This window comes from Clostridium sp. NSJ-49 (assembly GCF_014287725.1).
Lineage (GTDB): Bacteria > Bacillota > Clostridia > Clostridiales > Clostridiaceae > Clostridium > Clostridium disporicum_B.
Genome location: NZ_JACOOP010000025.1, coordinates 1 through 16,480, shown reverse-complemented (window position 1 = coordinate 16,480; position 16,480 = coordinate 1). Strand labels below are relative to the sequence as shown.

Here is a 16,480-nt window from a genome sequence, read left to right as displayed (position 1 = left end):
GGAGTTATGATATCAATAATTAAAGGGATAATATTAAATCAAATAAGAAAGAAAAATAGTACACTCTTTAAGATATTTTTTCCAGTATTCTTAATTCTTGTTCTAGGTTTTACTCTTTCAAATGATTTTGAAACAGGTAGAGATACATCTTTAGATAAATTAGATGTCTTATATATTGATAATGGAGACGATTATTCAAAAGAAGTATTAAAGGCTTTTAAGAAAATAGATTCGGGGTTAGAAATAGAATTTAAAGAAGCAACTTCAATAGAAGAAGCTAAACAAAGAGTTAGAATTGAAAAATCAGTGTTTCTCTATTTAAATAAAGGAATAATAGAGATATATTCTAACGATAAGTATATTACTAATTCATCTATAGTATATGGAATGTTGAAGGGGATAAGCAATGGTTTAAATGCCACTTTAGAGATGTATAATGTTAATCCACAAAGAGATTTTACAATAACTCCTATAGAAAAAAATGAAATTTTAGATGTAGAAACTATAGCAAGTACTAAGTCACCATCATCAATGGATTATTATGGTGTGGCAGAGATTGGGCTTATGATATTTTATTACTTTTCAATGCCAATTTATTATATGAAGGAAGAAAGAAAAAGAAATATAAAGGACAGGATTTTACTTTCTGGAATTTCAAATAGAAAATATTATTTTGCATCTTTTATAGGTTATTCTGTATTTGCATTTTCAACTACTACGCTAGCATATCTAATATCTAAATTTATCTTAGGCATTAACTATGGAAATAATATTTTAATCCTTCCTATTGCATCATTACCTTTTATTACGTTAGTGATATCTTTAAGTATGTTTTTATCAATAGTACTAAAGGATGAAGATAGAGGTGAAATAATAGGATCTTCAGTAGTAATTCCAATTTTATGTTTCTTAGGGGGAGGATATATAGCTTTAGGTGATGATGTAAATGTTCTATTCAATATTGTTACAAAGATATCACCATTAAGATGGTTTAATAATGGACTATTTAGATATATCTATAACGGTGACAGCTCTATGTTAATTACATGGGTTATTATAGGTTCTTTAGCAACAATAATATTATTAGCATTAATATACTATATACTTGGAAAGGAAGATTTTATTGATGGCAAATGTATCGATTCTATTTAAGAATAATTTATATATTTCAGTAGTAAAGAAAAAGGTTAATTTTATTTTAACCTTAGTAGCTCCTATTCTAATTTTATTGCTTATGGGTAAAATACTTAGCTTTGGTGGTGGAAATTCTTTGAATATTGGGATAGTAGATAATGATAATACAAAGACTACAGAAGCTTTAGTAGAATTTTTACAAGACACAAATTTTATTAATGTTATAAATACGGATAAAAATGATATAAATAATAAGTTAGCAGAAAGAACTATATTCGGTGTTATATCTTTTAAAGAAGGATATGAAGAAGCATTATTTACTGGAAATGAAGATAAGATTTTAATAACAACTACTGATAATGATGTTGATATTAAAGATATTATTAGTGACATGCTGTACCCTGAAGTTGTAAATGTTAGAAATTTAGCTAATGTATGTGAAAGTAAACAAGAGTATATAGAGGTTTTAGATAATTATAAAAATGACGGAGAAGTTAAAATTGAGAGAAAACCACTTTCAGATTTGAGAGAAGATTACTTAAAATCAAGTATATTTGTTGGTTTTATTATATTCTTTATGTTACTTAGAGGAAGTAGTGGATCATTACATTATTATGAAGAAAAAGATGAAAATGTATTTAATAGACTTTTTATGGCACCAGTAGAATCATATCAGTACTATTTAGCTGACCTTTTAAGCAACTATTTAGTAGTTTTTATACAAGCTATTATAGGAATACTAGGAATGAAAATTTTAGGTACTAACATTGGTGTTAGTAGTGGAATGCTATTGCTAATAATGGGTGTCGTTGGGCTAGTGTCAGTATCACTAGCTATATGTATTAGAGCTTTTTGTAATACCTATAGTGAGTTTAATATGATTTTTAATTTTTTAAATATTATTCTAATAATTGTTGGAGGATGTTTCGTACCATTAGATATAATGCCAAAGCTGGTAAATAATATTTCATATTTGACACCAACTAGATGGGCAATAGAAGCAATAAGTGATTTACAATTAGGATTAGGATTTAAAGATATAGTACCACATATATTCATTATTATATTATTTGCAGTAGTTTTCTTTGTTATTGGTTCATACAAAACAACAAAATCAGAAAAAGAGTTTTCTATAATTTAAATATTAGATACTTTATGTTTAACAAATTTAAATGAATATATGTATATAAATCTAAATCTATCTAAAGAGCCTAATAGGAATTTTTTTATTAAAAGTCACAGGGGAATCTGTGACTTTTTTGTTGGATAAAAATACCGATACTAGGTTTTAATTAGATAAAAATATAATTTTTGAAAAAATAAATGAAAAAATCTTTACAACAGAACATATGTTCTTTATAATTAAAAGTAGCATTTATTTATTAAGGAAGTGGTATAAATGGATTCTTGTCCAGAGAGAATAATATTTCATATTGATGTTAATTCTGCATACTTATCTTGGACTGCAGTTAAACAATTGCAGTATGGTGAAAATGATATAGATATTAGAACTATACCTTCTATTATTGGTGGAGATGGAGAAAATAGGCATGGAATAGTGTTGGCAAAATCAATACCAGCTAAAAAGTATAATATTCAAACAGGAGAATCAATAGCAGAATCTTTAAAAAAATGTCCTAACTTAAAGATATATCCCCCAGATTATAATTTATATATGAGGTGTAGCAATGCTATGGTTGAGCTGTTAAAGGAATATACCCCAGTAATACAAAGATATTCAGTAGATGAAGTATTTATGGATGTAAGTCATTTTAAAGATAAGTATATGGAAAAAGCTTATGAAATAAAACTTAGGATAAAGGAAGAGTTAGGATTTGCAGTAAATATAGGTATTAGCCATAATAAATTACTTGCTAAAATGGCTAGTGACTTTAAAGAAAAGGACTCTGTTCACACCCTTTTTAAAAATGAGATTAAGGATAAAATGTGGTCACTAAATATACGGGATTTGTTTATGGTTGGAAAAGCTACAGAAGCCAAGTTACTTAAGTTGAATATTAATACAATAGGAGAGCTTGCTCAATATAATCTAGAGTTTCTTAAACCTATTTTTAAAAGCTATGCAAGTGTAATTCATAATTATGCCAATGGCATTGAAAATTCAGAGGTTAGAGCTAGTAATTATATAGAAGTTAAGGGGATAGGTAATTCAACTACTACTAGTAAAGATATATATACAAGAGAAGAAGCATTGAAAATATTATTATCATTAACAGAAACAGCATCTATGAGATTAAGAAAAAATAATAGTATGTGTAGTTTAATTGCAGTATCAATAAAAACTAATGGATTTTTTAAGTTTTCACATCAAAGAACTTTGAATAATATTACAGATTCAACAGAAGAAATATTTCATCAAGTTACTAGTGTTTTTGATGAAATGTGGAATAATCAACCTATTAGGCAATTAGGAGTACGCTTTAGTCATTTATGTAGCAATGAATTTTATCAAAGAACATTTTTTGATGATAAAAATATAGATAAGAAACGATCTTTAGATAGGGCTATAGATAACATAAGAGAGCGATTTGGAGATAAAGCAGTATTTAGGTCTGTATTTATTAGTTCGGATATAAAACCTTTAAGTGGAGGTAATGGAGAAGACGATTACCCTATGATGGGAAGTATATTATAGGAGATGATTATGGTGAAAGGATTAGCAAAAACTATACAGATGATAGCTTGGTTTGACGAAAACGGTAAGATAAATCCTATAAAGTTTAAATACGAAGAAGAGAATGAAGGGACTAAGGTAATCTGTATAAATAATATTTTGAATAGAAGTTTTGAAAAATTAGCAGGAAATCTTATGTGGAAATTTACTTGTACCAGTATTGTTGATGATACAGAATATATCTATAATATAAAATATGATTTAATAAATTGTAGATGGCTATTACTAAGTTAATTAAAGGAGGTTATGAAAAATGAGATATTTTATAGTAGAGGGAACAATAATAAATGCGGATTTAATGAATGATAATATTATGAAAAACCATATTGAGTATTCACAAAAAGCAATGAATGAAGGATTAATATTAATGTCCGGTCTTAAAGAAGATATGAGTGGTGGATTATTTATTATGAAATCAGAGTCTATTGAAAAAGTAGATAACTATTTATGTAATGAACCATTAAAAGTTAATGGAATACAGGTGTACAAGATAGTAGAGTTTTCGCCACATTATTTTAATCAATATCCTAATGACTGGTTTAATAAATAATTAAAAAACTATAAACATATATATTAATTAGAAATAAGAAGTTTCAAAATTATTAATGTATATAATTGACAGGTAATATTTAAAGTTATATAATTATGACAAATAAAGGCTATGAAGAGAAGAGTAGTTATGAAGTAATATACAGAGAGTTTCCGTTTGGTGGAAGGAAATTATGAAATCATAATGAAACAAGGCTTGGAGCTGCATATGGGATCTTATAAAATTGTTTATAAGTGATAATATGACGTTTGTTCACGTTACAGAACTAGAGTATGATTTGACCTTTTAGGAAGATGGTGTACTTGATGAGATTAAAATGGTGACATTTTAAGAATAAAGGGTGGTACCGCGAAATTGAACTTTCGCCCCTGTGGAATTTACGTTCTACAGGGGCTTTTTTGACGTTAAAAATACTATACTCGAATAACTTATAAAATTTAGAAATCTTAAAGGAGAGATTATTATGATAAGTAAAAGATTAGATAGAAATGAAAGACCAATATTTCCTAAAAAAGCTGTTATTACTGCTGGAATGCCATATGGAAATAAAAATCTTCATTTTGGTCATGTAGGAGGAATGTTTGTCCATGCAGACATATTTGCAAGATTTTTAAGAGATAGAATAGGAAAAGAAAATGTAATCTTTATATCAGGTACAGATTGCTATGGTTCTCCAATTCTTGAAAGCTATAGAAAATTAAAAGAAGAAGGCTACGAAAATACTATAGAATATTATGTTAGAGGAAATCATTTAAGTCAAAAGAAAACCTTAGAAGACTACAATATTAGTCTAAATATTTTTGGTGCTTCGGCTCTTGGAAGAACAGGAGAAATTCATGAGGAAGTATCAGAATATATCTTTAACACTTTATTTGAGAATGGATATATAAAAAAGATGTCAGCATTGCAATTTTATGATGAAGAAAAGAAAACTTTTCTTAATGGAAGACAAGTAGTTGGTAAATGTCCAATTGCTGGGTGTAACTCTGATAAGGCCTATGCGGAAGAATGTTCATTAGGACATCAATATATGGCATCGGAATTAATTAATCCAATTAGCACGTTGTCAGGTAAAAAACCAGTACTAAAAAGTGTAGATAATTGGTATTTTACTTTAGATGATTCAATGGATGTTATGCAAGAGCTTAATGAGTTTTTAAAGAAAAATACTAATAGAAGAAAATATGAAATAAAAGCTATAGAAGAATTTTTAAAGAAACCAGTGATTTATGTTCCTAGAAAATATATTGACAATTTAGCCGAACTGGAAGCTAAATTCCCAAATCATGAAACTATTGATGAAGAGAAAAAGTCATCAATAACTTTTGTTTTTGAACATTTAGAAGATAGAGATAGAGCTAAGGAAGTATTGGAAAATTTAAGTATTAACTACACTAGTGGTAAGACTTTAGTACCTTTTAGATTATCAGGGAATATTTCATGGGGAGTAAAGGTTCCAGATAGAGATGATTTAAAGAATTTAACATTCTGGGTGTGGCCTGAATCTTTATGGGCGCCAATATCATTTTTAAAAACTTACTTAGAATCAAAAGGTAAGGATGCAGAAGAATGGCGTAATTGGTGGGAATCAGATGATTCAATGGTTTATCAATTTATAGGTGAAGATAATATTTATTTTTACTCTATTGCAGAAATGGCAATGTTTATAGGTTTAAAAATAGCCAAAGGAGAAAGTGTGGATGTTACTAAAGTAAATCTACCACATATAGTTGCTAATAAGCATATTTTATTTATGGATAAAAAAGCAAGTAGTAGTTCGGAAATAAAGCCTCCAATGGCAGATGAATTATTAAAATATTATACTAAAGATCAATTACGTATGCACTTTATGAGTTTAGGCTTATCATCAAAGAGTGTTGGATTTAAACCACAAGTTTATATGAAGGAAGAGGAAAAAGTAGGAACGGATCCAGTATTAAAAGAAGGAAACCTTTTAACAAACGTATTTAATAGACTTATTCGTTCATGCTTCTATACATTGCAAAGCTTAAATGAAGATATACCTACTGAAGAAGTAAGTATAAAAATAAAAGAAATAACAGAGAAGGCAGTTTTTGAATACGAAAGACATATGTACAATCAAGATTTTCATAGAATAGCATATGTTTTAGACGAATATATAAGAGAAATAAATAAGTATTGGACTAACAATATAAAAAATGATGAATTAAAAAGACAAGTAGTTTCAGATTGCTTCTATGCTTGTAAAGTTATAGCTATGCTAATACATCCAATAGCTCCAGAAGGATGTGAAATGTTTAAGGATTATCTAAATATTGGTGATGAAATATGGAATTGGGATAATATATTTGAACCTATTAATTTCTATTTTAAAGATAGTGAAAATCACAAATTTAAATTCCTAGAACCAAAAGTAGATTTCTTTAAGAAAATGGATTATCAATATTAAAAATTATGTTTTAGAATGTTAATATATTTTTCTGTTAATTTCCATTAGAGTAAAGTGTTGATATGTTATACTTACACAGATAAATATTAAGTATAATATATCAACAGTATCTAATAAAGAAAGTTATTTATAATTAGCTTGATAGTTTTTTCCCCAAGCTTCCATTACATTAATAACAGGTCTTAATGAGTTTCCAAGAGCACTTAAACTATATTCAACTCTAGGGGGTACTTCAGGATATGCAGTTCTGATTACAATACCATCTTCAACCATAGACTTTAAAGATTGAGTTAATACTTTTTGGCTAATTTCTGGTATACTTTTTTGAAAATCACTATATCGTCTAGTATCAGCTAAAAGATCTCTTAATATTAATAGCTTCCATTTACTATCTATAAGTCTAACAGTTGTTGCAACTGGACAAAGGGGTAGTTCTTTTTTTGTCTTCATAAAATTTTTCCTCCAAAGTAAGTAAAATATCAATTCATACCAAAAGGTGCGTAGCGAACATAAAAGTGCCTACTTTCCAAGCTTTTACACCTAATGATATTATAATTACAGTTAAGAATGCATGCAACTATTAATAAATTTATGATTTAAATATAAGGGGAAGATAAAAGTGAATGAAGTAATTAAATGTATAAAGGAAAGACGTTCAATTCGTAAATATTTAAAGAAACAAATAGAAGAAGATAAACTAGACGAAATTTTAGAAGCTGGTATTTATGCTCCTAATGCAGGTGGGAGACAATCGGCATTAGTTGTAGTATCACAAAATGAAGAAGTTAATGAAAGGCTTGGAAAGATTAATCGTGGAGCTTTTTATGAAAGTGTTCCGAAGAATGCAAAATTAGGAGTATCTAAAGACCAACCTAGTATTGCAGATGATAGAAATATAAAAAGTGCTTTTTATGGAGCACCAACAGTTATAACATTATTCGCACCTAATAACTATCTATACACATATGCTGACTGTGCTGTTGTAGCACAAAATATTATGATATCAGCACATTCATTAGGAATTGGATCTTGTATGGTTGGACGAGCTGATAAAACTTTTGAGGGTGAGTATGGGAATGATATTCTGAAAGAGTGGGGAGTAGAAGAGGGATATATTCCAACATATCATATTGCTCTTGGATATTATGAGTGTGAATTACCACAGGGGAAGGAGAGAAAAGAAGGGAGAATAAAGAAAATCTTAAATAAATAAGAAAATTTAAAAAGAGAGTAACAAAGTTATATTTTAGTTACTCTCCTTTAATTATAATAAACGAAGTTATTACTAACACAAGCTGTCTATTATTTTTAAAAATAGGCTATAATTTTCAGTTATTAGATAATAACTATTCTAAAGTTCTTCTAGGAATTCTAAGCTTAATTTCATTTTCAATTTGTGAAAGCATTTTAGAATCCTTAGGATCTACAAATAGACATGTATAACCTTCATTTCCAGCTCTTCCGGTCCTGCCAATACGATGAATATAAGTTTCAACAGATTCAGGAATATCATAATTATAAATATGACTAGCCCCACTAATATCTAATCCACGAGAGGCTACATCAGTTGCAATTAAATATTGTATATCAGCATTTTTAAAAGATTTCATTATTCTTTCCCTTTTAGATTGTTGAATATCACTATGAATTACTTTACAGTTATATCCACGTCTATGCATAACAATTTCAAGCTCATCAGCTCTTCTTTTTGTTCTGCAGAATATTATGGCCATAAAAGGATTATCTTGATCTAAAACTTTGCATAAAGTTTCTCTTTTTTCTCTATCAATTGTTTCAACAACTTCTTGCTTAATATTAGTTAAAGTTACTTCTTCTTTTTTTACAGTTACAAGTACAGGGTCTTGCATATATCTATAAGCAAGTTTTTTTACAGAAGCATTCATAGTAGCAGAGAAGCATAACGTTTGCTTCTTTTTAGGAGTTTCCTTCATTATAGTATCAATTTCATTTCTAAATCCCATTAAAAGTATTTGGTCAGCTTCATCTAATACTATAGTTTTTAAAGTACTTAAATTTACAGTTTTTCTTTTAAGATGATCTAAAAGTCTTCCAGGAGTTGCAATTATAATCCTTATATTTCCTTTTAACTTTTTCATTTGGGACCCAATATCTTTACCACCATACATAGATAAAACACCTATATCCTTAGCAAGACTTAATTTATTTGCCTCTTCAGTTATTTGAATTGCAAGTTCTCTTGTAGGAGAGATTATTAAAGCTTGAATGCCATCAGAAGTTAATGATATATTTTCAAATATAGGTAATAAAAAGGCTAAGGTCTTTCCAGTACCTGTTTGAGCTTCAGCTATAACATCTTTTTTATTTAAAATATGTATTATACTATCCTGTTGAATTGGTGTTGGAGTTTTAATTCCAGATTTCTTTAATATATTTTCTATATCGTTACTAATTCCTAAATCTTTAAAGTTCATATTATTATACCTTCCATTTTTCTTAAGTTTCATATCATTATAACATATTAACGTAGGATATATGTAAAGATAGATTATTTATTAATCCACAATAGAAAAATTTATTTATGACATTATTCACTAGTTACTGAAAAAATTAAAGAAAGAAACTAATATGTTTAGCTTCTTTCTTTAATTTAATAATAACCTTATAATTTAATATAATTAGTTATCTTGTACATTTAGCACAATTTGAAACTTTTAAAGTGTTAAGTGCTTCATCGATTGGGGTAGCTTGAAAATATAAACCATTAGTTGTTGATGGGTATGCGGCATTTACCTGTGCATTTCTTTGTAATGCACAATAAAGATTTGCTAGATTTACTCTTGAATTCCTTGTTGAAGTTACCTTGAAAATTGCGTCGTCTAGATAGCTAATATCAAGGGTTGATAATATAGATTTAGCAACTTGAATATCTGTAAGTTTTTGACAATTATCAGAACCAACAACAAATCTAAATACTGAACAGTGATCACATATTGCTTGAATTTCAAAACCATCAATTTTAATTTTTTGATTACAAAGTTCTTGTAAAACATTACAAATAGTTTGTGGTGATTCTTTTATGATTAGTTCAGTTCTTAAATCAACATCAAAATTAGAATTGTTAGTACAATCGCTAGCAAAATTAGTATTTAATATATCTTCACACCTGTTACACTCATCGTCAAAGTTGTCATAAGATGAAAAGTCAGAGAAATCTGAACAACCACAACAATCATCATCTAAAATATTACTATAATCAACCATATTAATTTCCTCCTAAGTTAAAATATAAAAAATAATTTATCTGTTAAAGATATTTATAATTCATTCTATGAAAGAATGTCGAAAATGTGTAAAGAAAAGTATTTTTTTGATAAATTCAAGGTAATATATTATTAATTGATTTGAGTTTTTTCTAAAATAAATAAAGTTTTAATATATATTTAGATGCGATAAATAATCAGATAAAGGGGTAAAGGTGGTATGTGTAGAATATAAATAGATATATGAATTTACAGTAAATAATTGTTTTTAAGGAGTAGTTAAATGGTACATGATATTGATTATAAAATTCACGGTAATGAGATGCAGTTTGTAGAAATAGTTTTAGATCCAAGAGAAACAGTAGTAGCTGAAGCAGGGGCTATGATGATGATGGATAATAGTATTACTATGGAGACTATATTTGGAGATGGTAGTGAAAAGAGTAAAAATAGTGGACTTTTTGGTAAGCTAGGAGGAGCTGCAAAAAGAGTAATAACTGGAGAAAGTTTATTTATGACAGCATTTACAAACCAGGGATATGAAAGAGAAAGTGTTGCTTTTGCTGCACCTTATCCTGGAAAGATATTACCAATGGACTTAAAAGCTTTAGGCGGATCATTAATTTGTCAGAAAGATGCATTTTTATGTTGTGCAAAGGGAATTAGTTTAGGAATTGCCTTCACTAAAAGATTAGGAGCAGGATTCTTTGGAGGCGAAGGTTTTATACTTCAAAAACTTGAGGGGGATGGATTAGCTTTTATACATGGTGGAGGAACTATAGTTAGAAAAACGTTGATACCAGGACAGATATTAAAAATAGATACTGGATGTTTAGTTGCTATGACTAAAAATGTAAGTTATGATATTCAATTTGTAGGAGGACTTAAGAATACTGTTTTTGGCGGGGAGGGATTATTCTTTGCTACATTAACAGGGCCAGGGGATGTATGGATTCAAAGTTTACCATTTAGCAAACTTGCAGATAGAGTTATATCAGCAGCTCCACAATTAGCTGGTAGATCAAAAGATGAAGGAAGTATTCTTGGAGGAATAAGCAATTTATTTGAGAATTAGAGGAAGCTATAAATATATAAAAGAACAAAGAAATTAACAAAAAGTAAAAGAATTCATAGTGACATAAAGTTCATTAAATGTTTAAGTACATTTTGAACTTGATAAAGCCTTATATTATTAAATTAAATATACCATCATTACTAGCAGTAGATGAAATATATAGTAATGATGGGTCCAATCTTTTAGATGAGCTAAGAGTATACTATTTATTGTATAGACTATAAACTAGAAATAATTCAGTGCTGATTATAAAACACCAAAGGTTTTAGGATGAAATGATATTAGAGAAATTTCAAGAGGAAAAGTAACTGATTTATTTATGATAGATATAAATAGGATAGATATTGTTGGAATTAGTTATTTTATGTTATATAAATTTATAAAAAATACTTGACATTACAAATGAGTGTAATATAATAGAAAATTACATGGATATTTGTTTAATAAAAAGAAAAATAAGTAAATTGAGTCTAAGGGTAGTATTTGGAAAAGTAGGGTGTATGAAGAGTGATCTTAAAACAAAGTTTAAAAAATAAGTATTTAGAAGAGAGAGAAACTAAGTTCTTTATCTATATAGCTGTAATTATGATATTAATATTAAGTTCTTTAATTGGTAATATTTTTATTAATAGAAATAATGATTATACATATTTAGAATCAACATTGGTGTTTATTAAAACTTTTAATATTATATTATCTGCTTTGGCATTTATAAGTTGTTTAATATCATATAATAGAGTGAAAAAAGATAACATATTTATTATATCGTTAATGTACTTAGGACTAGCTATAGGTATAGCATTAGGACATATAGACTATCTTACTTTTTATCATGAAGAAATAAATATATCAAATTATATTGTTGTATCAACTTCTTTATTAAGGATACTTTTACTTATTATTACGATTTCTCCTAAATCTAAACTAAGGAGTTTAATAGTTAATAATAAAAAGAAATCAATGATATTTATAGTACTGTACACAATAGTATTTGGTTTTTTAGAATATAATTATAATAGCGTTAGTATATACTATAGCAATTATTTTTTCATATTATATAATATGTTTTTAATGGTAGTATATATTGTAGTATCAGTAAGGTTATTTATAGTAGGACTAAAAGAAAAAGAATATTTATACATAGTTTTAAGTTCAAGTATTTTTGTGCTTGCATTAAAGGCTCTATACGCAATATATGGAATAAGAGTTGCATCATTTTATGTAAAATTAATGTCTGTTTCAATAACATATATATGTTTCTGTATAGTTATTGTAGGTAGCTTTATAGAATTGTATTTGTACATAAGTAGAACTAAAATATTAAATGACAATCTAAGTGTATTTTATAAGTTAGCAGATAATAATAAGCATAGTTTTATGTTTATATGTACTGAAGATGGTAAAGTAATATATGCAAATAGAAAGCTTAAGGAATTTTATTTTGGAACAAACGATATACAAAATAATTGTCTTGATGATTTATTAAAAGCTAAAATGAAAGCAACAGGTAAAAGGAATGAAATATTAAATTCTTTAAATGAAACTGGGCTTTGGAGAGGAATTATAAATAATAAAGAAGAAAATAAAACAATTGATTGTACAGTCCAATTAATTAGCACGTATAGAAATAATAAAGAAATAGCAGTATCATATATGGATATTTCTGATGAAATAAAGAGAGAGTTAGAATTAGAAAAACTTAAGATTTATGATAAAGAAAAAAGTGATTTTATCTCTAATATATCTCATGAACTAAAAACACCTTTAAATATTTTTTACTCAACTGTACAATTATTAGATAGTGCAGCAGATAAAGAGTGTATAAGTTTTAAATCAACTTATAAAAAATATAATAAGAGTTTACATATTAATTGCAAAAGAATGTTACGATTAATAAACAATATAATGGATATATCAATGATAGATATGGGGATTTTAAAAGCTGATTTTAGAAATTATGATATAGTGTTTTTGATTGAAGAAGTAACTTTATCTGTTGTTAATTATGCATTATCTAAGTCAATTGTGCTGCAGTTTGATACTAATGTGGAAGAACATATAATTAAATGTGATGCTTCTATGATTGAAAGAGCAATACTTAATTTATTGTCAAATGCAATTAAATTTTCTAAGGAAAATAAAAGTATATATGTTAATGTATTAGTAGAAGATGAATTTGTTAGAATAGACATTAAGGATGAAGGAATAGGAATCTCTGATGAGAGTAAAGAATTTATATTTGATAGATTTGTTCAAGTTGATAAGTCATTTAGTCGTATGAATGAGGGGTGTGGGATTGGGCTTAGTATAGTAAAAGCACTAGTAAATCTTCATGGTGGACAAGTATTTGTAGATAGTACAGTAAATGAAGGAAGTACTTTTACAGTATTGTTACCGAATGAACTTTTAAATAATACAGAGATGAATTTATATGATAATGATATAAACAATACTGAATTAGAATTATCAGATATCTACGAATTGTTAAATAAATAAAAGTAATATTAATAGTTAAATCCTCAAGAAATTTAAAAAATACCTCTTGAGGGTTTTTATTTTTATAAGTGTTGGATATAGCTTTATTGAAGCAATAGGTTTTATGTTTGATATTAATAATTTAAATAAAGATACGTTAATATTTTTAACTAATCAATAGTACTTTATGTTAATTAAGTAATAAGATATAATTATATATTATTACTTAGTATAAATATAAGGAAAAGGTGTTATTATTATGGATTATCAAGAAGTATTAAAAAATGCAAGAGATTGTATAGGTGAGTATTGTAAAGTTTGTAATGAATGTAATGGGAAAGTGTGTAAGAACCAAATACCAGGGCCAGGGGCTAAAGGTGTTGGTGATACAGCTATAAGAAATTATGATAAATGGAAAGAAATTCGTGTTAATATGGATACTTTAACTGAAAATAAAAAAGTTGATATGAGTATAGAGTTGTTTGGACAAACTTTTAAATATCCTTTCTTTGCTGGACCTGTAGGAGCAGTAAACTTACATTATGGAGATAAATATAATGATATGACGTACAATAATATACTTGTATCTACTTGTGCAAAAGAAGGAATATTAGCTTTTACAGGTGATGGAGTAAATCAAGATGTAATGAAAGCTGCTACTACTGCAATAAAAAATGTAGGTGGATTTGGTATACCAACAGTAAAGCCATGGAATATTGACACTATTGAAGAAAAAATGAATTTAGTAAAAGAGTCTGGGGCTATTGCTGTAGCTATGGATATTGATGCAGCGGGACTTCCTTTTTTAAAGAATATGAATCCACCAGCAGGAGCAAAATCTGTTAGTGAACTCAAAGAGATTATTAATTTTGCAGGAATCCCATTTATAGTAAAGGGGGTAATGACAGTAAGAGGAGCATTAAAAGCAAAAGAAGCAGGAGCTGCTGCAATAGTTGTATCTAATCATGGGGGAAGAGTATTAGATCAATGTCCAGCAACAGCAGAGGTATTAGCTGAAATAGTTGCTGCAGTTGGAGATTCCATGAAAGTTTTTGTGGATGGTGGAATACGTTCAGGAGTAGATGTTTTTAAAGCTTTAGCTCTAGGTGCTGATGGAGTGCTTATTTGTAGAACCTTTGTTACTGCTCTTTATGGTGGTGAAGAAGAGGGGATTAAAACATATATAAATAAATTAGCATCTGAGTTAGAAGATACAATGGCGATGTGTGGAGCATATTCAATTAAAGATATTACTAGAGAAATGATTAAAATATAATAAAAATATTTTAATGAAGTAAGGCGAACAAATTAAAAGTTCGCCTTTTTTAATATCAACTTTAAATAATTACTTAAGTTTATTTTTAGTAATTATTCTGTTAAGTAAATATATTGGTTTAATAATAGTTAAGTATAATATGTAAAAGCTATGAGAATCTTATATTTTTACATATAAATAAAATAGTTTTATGATAATAAAACTAGCAATAATAGCATAGTATTTTATAGAAGAAACATCGTAGTAACATATAGTTAGAGTATAACAAAAGAGTAAAAAGAGGGCTTATAAGAAAATAAAATAGAGTTAATAGGAGGTAGTATGGATTTAATTTGTTCAATTGGCCCTACTGTAAAAAATATAGAAGACATAAAAAAATTTGTACAAGCTGGTATGACAATGCCACGTTTTAATTTTTCACATATTGATTATGATAAGTTTAAAACATTAATAAATGAAATACATATAGAATTTCCAAATATGAAAATATTACAAGACTTACAAGGGAACAAGTTAAGAATTTCAAAGCTTTTTGTCGGAGAGTATAAAGTAAATATAAATGATAGAGTGATATTTTGTCTAGAAAAAGATTATAAGGACTTATACGAAAAGAATAGATATAAAAATATTAAGATAATTCCAATAATATATTATGGTTCACTGACTGATTTTATAAATGTTAAAGAATTGTATATGAAAGATGCTACAATGAGGTTTAAAATTATAAAAAAAGGAAGTTTATATATACAAGCTATAACGATAAAAGGTGGCATATTAAGAGCAGAGAAAGGTATAAACGCACCAGGGTTGATTAGAGAGAAGTTATCTTTGACTAGTAAAGATAAGCAAGATATAGAGATTGGTATTCAAAATAATATAGATTTTATATGTCTATCTTATGTTACTAAAGCCGATGATATAATAGAATTAAAACAATATGTAAAAGCATTAGTTAAACATTATAAAAGTAAATCTCCTAAAGTATGGGCAAAGATTGAATGTAGAGAAGGAATAGATAATTTTGAAGAAATTTTAAAGGTAAGTGATGGAATAATGTTAGGGCGAGGAGATTTAAAAGCAGAAATTCCAATAGAAGATACTCCTTATGTAGAAGAGAAAATTATAACAAGAATGAAGAAAAGTAAGAAAAAACTAATTGTAGCTACATATATTTTGGAATCAATGAGACGACAAGATACACCTACTATTTCAGAGGTAAATGATATATATAAATTTATTAAAAATAATGTAGATGGTTTAATGCTATCTACTGAAGTAGCTGTTACAAGAGAACCTGTAATGGTAATAAGATGTTTAAATAATTTATATAGCAAATATTGCAAGTAAAAATCCAAAAATATTTATTTAGTCAGATAAACAAATTATATCTATCTGGCTTTTTATTTATAAATTATAAACTTAACTGGATACTATTAACTTAAATAAGTGATATAATTAAAATACAGTAATTAAATTATATTAGGAATCTGTTAAGTTGATATGAAAAAATAGCTTGATTTTTCATAGAATTGCTCGCTCTTTGAAAATTATATAAGTTTGAATTTTTTATTGTATGGTAAACAAACCTACAATAAAATTGAT

14 protein-coding genes and 1 other annotated feature are annotated in these 16,480 nt (G+C 27.3%); of the genes, 11 read left to right on the top strand and 3 right to left on the bottom strand.

Features of this window, described 5'->3' with window-relative positions; genetic code table 11:
- Positions 1-6: 6 nt before the first annotated feature.
- The 6 genes from H8S10_RS10100 to H8S10_RS10075 all read left to right on the top strand — a co-directional run bounded on the left by H8S10_RS10100 (position 7) and on the right by H8S10_RS10075 (position 6,810).
- Positions 7-1,152, top strand: a complete 1,146-nt coding sequence (locus H8S10_RS10100; protein WP_186838786.1) for an ABC transporter permease — start codon at positions 7-9, stop codon at positions 1,150-1,152.
- Entirely contained in the window at positions 1,127-2,275 is a 1,149-nt protein-coding gene (locus H8S10_RS10095; protein WP_186838785.1) for an ABC transporter permease, read from the top strand. The genes H8S10_RS10100 and H8S10_RS10095 overlap by 26 nt, the downstream gene beginning before the upstream one ends.
- A gap of 258 nt (positions 2,276-2,533) precedes the next feature.
- Positions 2,534-3,790 carry a DNA polymerase IV gene (locus H8S10_RS10090; RefSeq protein WP_186838784.1) on the top strand — a complete coding sequence of 419 codons (1,257 nt, stop codon included), beginning with the start codon at positions 2,534-2,536 and terminating at the stop codon, positions 3,788-3,790.
- 9 nt (positions 3,791-3,799) lie between these two features.
- Positions 3,800-4,063 (top strand): hypothetical protein, encoded by a 264-nt coding sequence (locus H8S10_RS10085; RefSeq protein WP_207731871.1) that lies wholly within the window; start codon positions 3,800-3,802, stop codon positions 4,061-4,063.
- 19 nt (positions 4,064-4,082) lie between these two features.
- Entirely contained in the window at positions 4,083-4,379 is a 297-nt protein-coding gene (locus tag H8S10_RS10080; protein ID WP_186838783.1) for a YciI family protein, read from the top strand.
- 102 nt (positions 4,380-4,481) lie between these two features.
- Positions 4,482-4,752, top strand: a binding site (T-box leader).
- 90 nt (positions 4,753-4,842) lie between these two features.
- The gene (locus tag H8S10_RS10075; protein WP_186838782.1) at positions 4,843-6,810 is read left to right on the top strand and encodes a class I tRNA ligase family protein; all 1,968 of its coding nucleotides are present in this window, start codon (positions 4,843-4,845) and stop codon (positions 6,808-6,810) included.
- A 123-nt stretch (positions 6,811-6,933) separates the two neighbouring features.
- Here H8S10_RS10075 and H8S10_RS10070 read toward each other — a convergent pair whose 3' ends face one another.
- A complete protein-coding gene (locus H8S10_RS10070; protein WP_055266944.1) occupies positions 6,934-7,260 on the bottom strand; it encodes a helix-turn-helix domain-containing protein in 327 nt (108 codons plus the stop codon).
- Between the two features lie 169 nt (positions 7,261-7,429).
- Between H8S10_RS10070 and H8S10_RS10065 the strand changes: the two genes are divergently transcribed.
- Complete coding sequence (locus H8S10_RS10065) at positions 7,430-8,023, top strand: nitroreductase family protein (protein ID WP_186838781.1); 594 nt, start codon at positions 7,430-7,432, stop codon at positions 8,021-8,023.
- A 133-nt stretch (positions 8,024-8,156) separates the two neighbouring features.
- On the opposite strand, the gene H8S10_RS10060 is transcribed toward H8S10_RS10065, so the two are convergent.
- Both H8S10_RS10060 and H8S10_RS10055 read right to left on the bottom strand, forming a co-directional pair.
- Positions 8,157-9,263 (bottom strand): DEAD/DEAH box helicase, encoded by a 1,107-nt coding sequence (locus H8S10_RS10060; protein ID WP_186838780.1) that lies wholly within the window; start codon positions 9,261-9,263, stop codon positions 8,157-8,159.
- A 208-nt stretch (positions 9,264-9,471) separates the two neighbouring features.
- The gene (locus tag H8S10_RS10055; protein ID WP_055266950.1) at positions 9,472-10,053 is read right to left on the bottom strand and encodes a hypothetical protein; all 582 of its coding nucleotides are present in this window, start codon (positions 10,051-10,053) and stop codon (positions 9,472-9,474) included.
- Positions 10,054-10,335: 282 nt separating this feature from the next.
- Here H8S10_RS10055 and H8S10_RS10050 point away from each other — a divergent pair, with 282 nt between their 5' ends.
- The 4 genes from H8S10_RS10050 to H8S10_RS10035 all read left to right on the top strand — a co-directional run bounded on the left by H8S10_RS10050 (position 10,336) and on the right by H8S10_RS10035 (position 16,225).
- Complete coding sequence (locus tag H8S10_RS10050) at positions 10,336-11,127, top strand: TIGR00266 family protein (protein ID WP_186838779.1); 792 nt, start codon at positions 10,336-10,338, stop codon at positions 11,125-11,127.
- A 507-nt stretch (positions 11,128-11,634) separates the two neighbouring features.
- On the top strand, positions 11,635-13,623 hold the full coding sequence (locus tag H8S10_RS18360) for a HAMP domain-containing sensor histidine kinase (RefSeq protein WP_207731870.1): 1,989 nt from the start codon (positions 11,635-11,637) through the stop codon (positions 13,621-13,623).
- A gap of 238 nt (positions 13,624-13,861) precedes the next feature.
- Entirely contained in the window at positions 13,862-14,878 is a 1,017-nt protein-coding gene (locus H8S10_RS10040) for an alpha-hydroxy-acid oxidizing protein (protein ID WP_186838778.1), read from the top strand.
- Positions 14,879-15,199: 321 nt separating this feature from the next.
- Positions 15,200-16,225 (top strand): pyruvate kinase, encoded by a 1,026-nt coding sequence (locus H8S10_RS10035; RefSeq protein ID WP_186838777.1) that lies wholly within the window; start codon positions 15,200-15,202, stop codon positions 16,223-16,225.
- Positions 16,226-16,480: the final 255 nt, after the last annotated feature.

Bases quoted from the DNA above. Each gene is read 5' to 3' on its own strand.
- H8S10_RS10100 (WP_186838786.1), top strand. From the start codon at position 7: ATGATATCAATAATTAAAGGGATAATATTAAATCAAATAAGAAAGAAA.
- H8S10_RS10095 (WP_186838785.1), top strand. From the start codon at position 1,127: ATGGCAAATGTATCGATTCTATTTAAGAATAATTTATATATTTCAGTA.
- H8S10_RS10090 (WP_186838784.1), top strand. From the start codon at position 2,534: ATGGATTCTTGTCCAGAGAGAATAATATTTCATATTGATGTTAATTCT.
- H8S10_RS10085 (WP_207731871.1), top strand. From the start codon at position 3,800: ATGGTGAAAGGATTAGCAAAAACTATACAGATGATAGCTTGGTTTGAC.
- H8S10_RS10080 (WP_186838783.1), top strand. From the start codon at position 4,083: ATGAGATATTTTATAGTAGAGGGAACAATAATAAATGCGGATTTAATG.
- H8S10_RS10075 (WP_186838782.1), top strand. From the start codon at position 4,843: ATGATAAGTAAAAGATTAGATAGAAATGAAAGACCAATATTTCCTAAA.
- H8S10_RS10070 (WP_055266944.1), bottom strand. From the start codon at position 7,260: ATGAAGACAAAAAAAGAACTACCCCTTTGTCCAGTTGCAACAACTGTT.
- H8S10_RS10060 (WP_186838780.1), bottom strand. From the start codon at position 9,263: ATGAACTTTAAAGATTTAGGAATTAGTAACGATATAGAAAATATATTA.
- H8S10_RS10055 (WP_055266950.1), bottom strand. From the start codon at position 10,053: ATGGTTGATTATAGTAATATTTTAGATGATGATTGTTGTGGTTGTTCA.
- H8S10_RS10050 (WP_186838779.1), top strand. From the start codon at position 10,336: ATGGTACATGATATTGATTATAAAATTCACGGTAATGAGATGCAGTTT.
- H8S10_RS10040 (WP_186838778.1), top strand. From the start codon at position 13,862: ATGGATTATCAAGAAGTATTAAAAAATGCAAGAGATTGTATAGGTGAG.
- H8S10_RS10035 (WP_186838777.1), top strand. From the start codon at position 15,200: ATGGATTTAATTTGTTCAATTGGCCCTACTGTAAAAAATATAGAAGAC.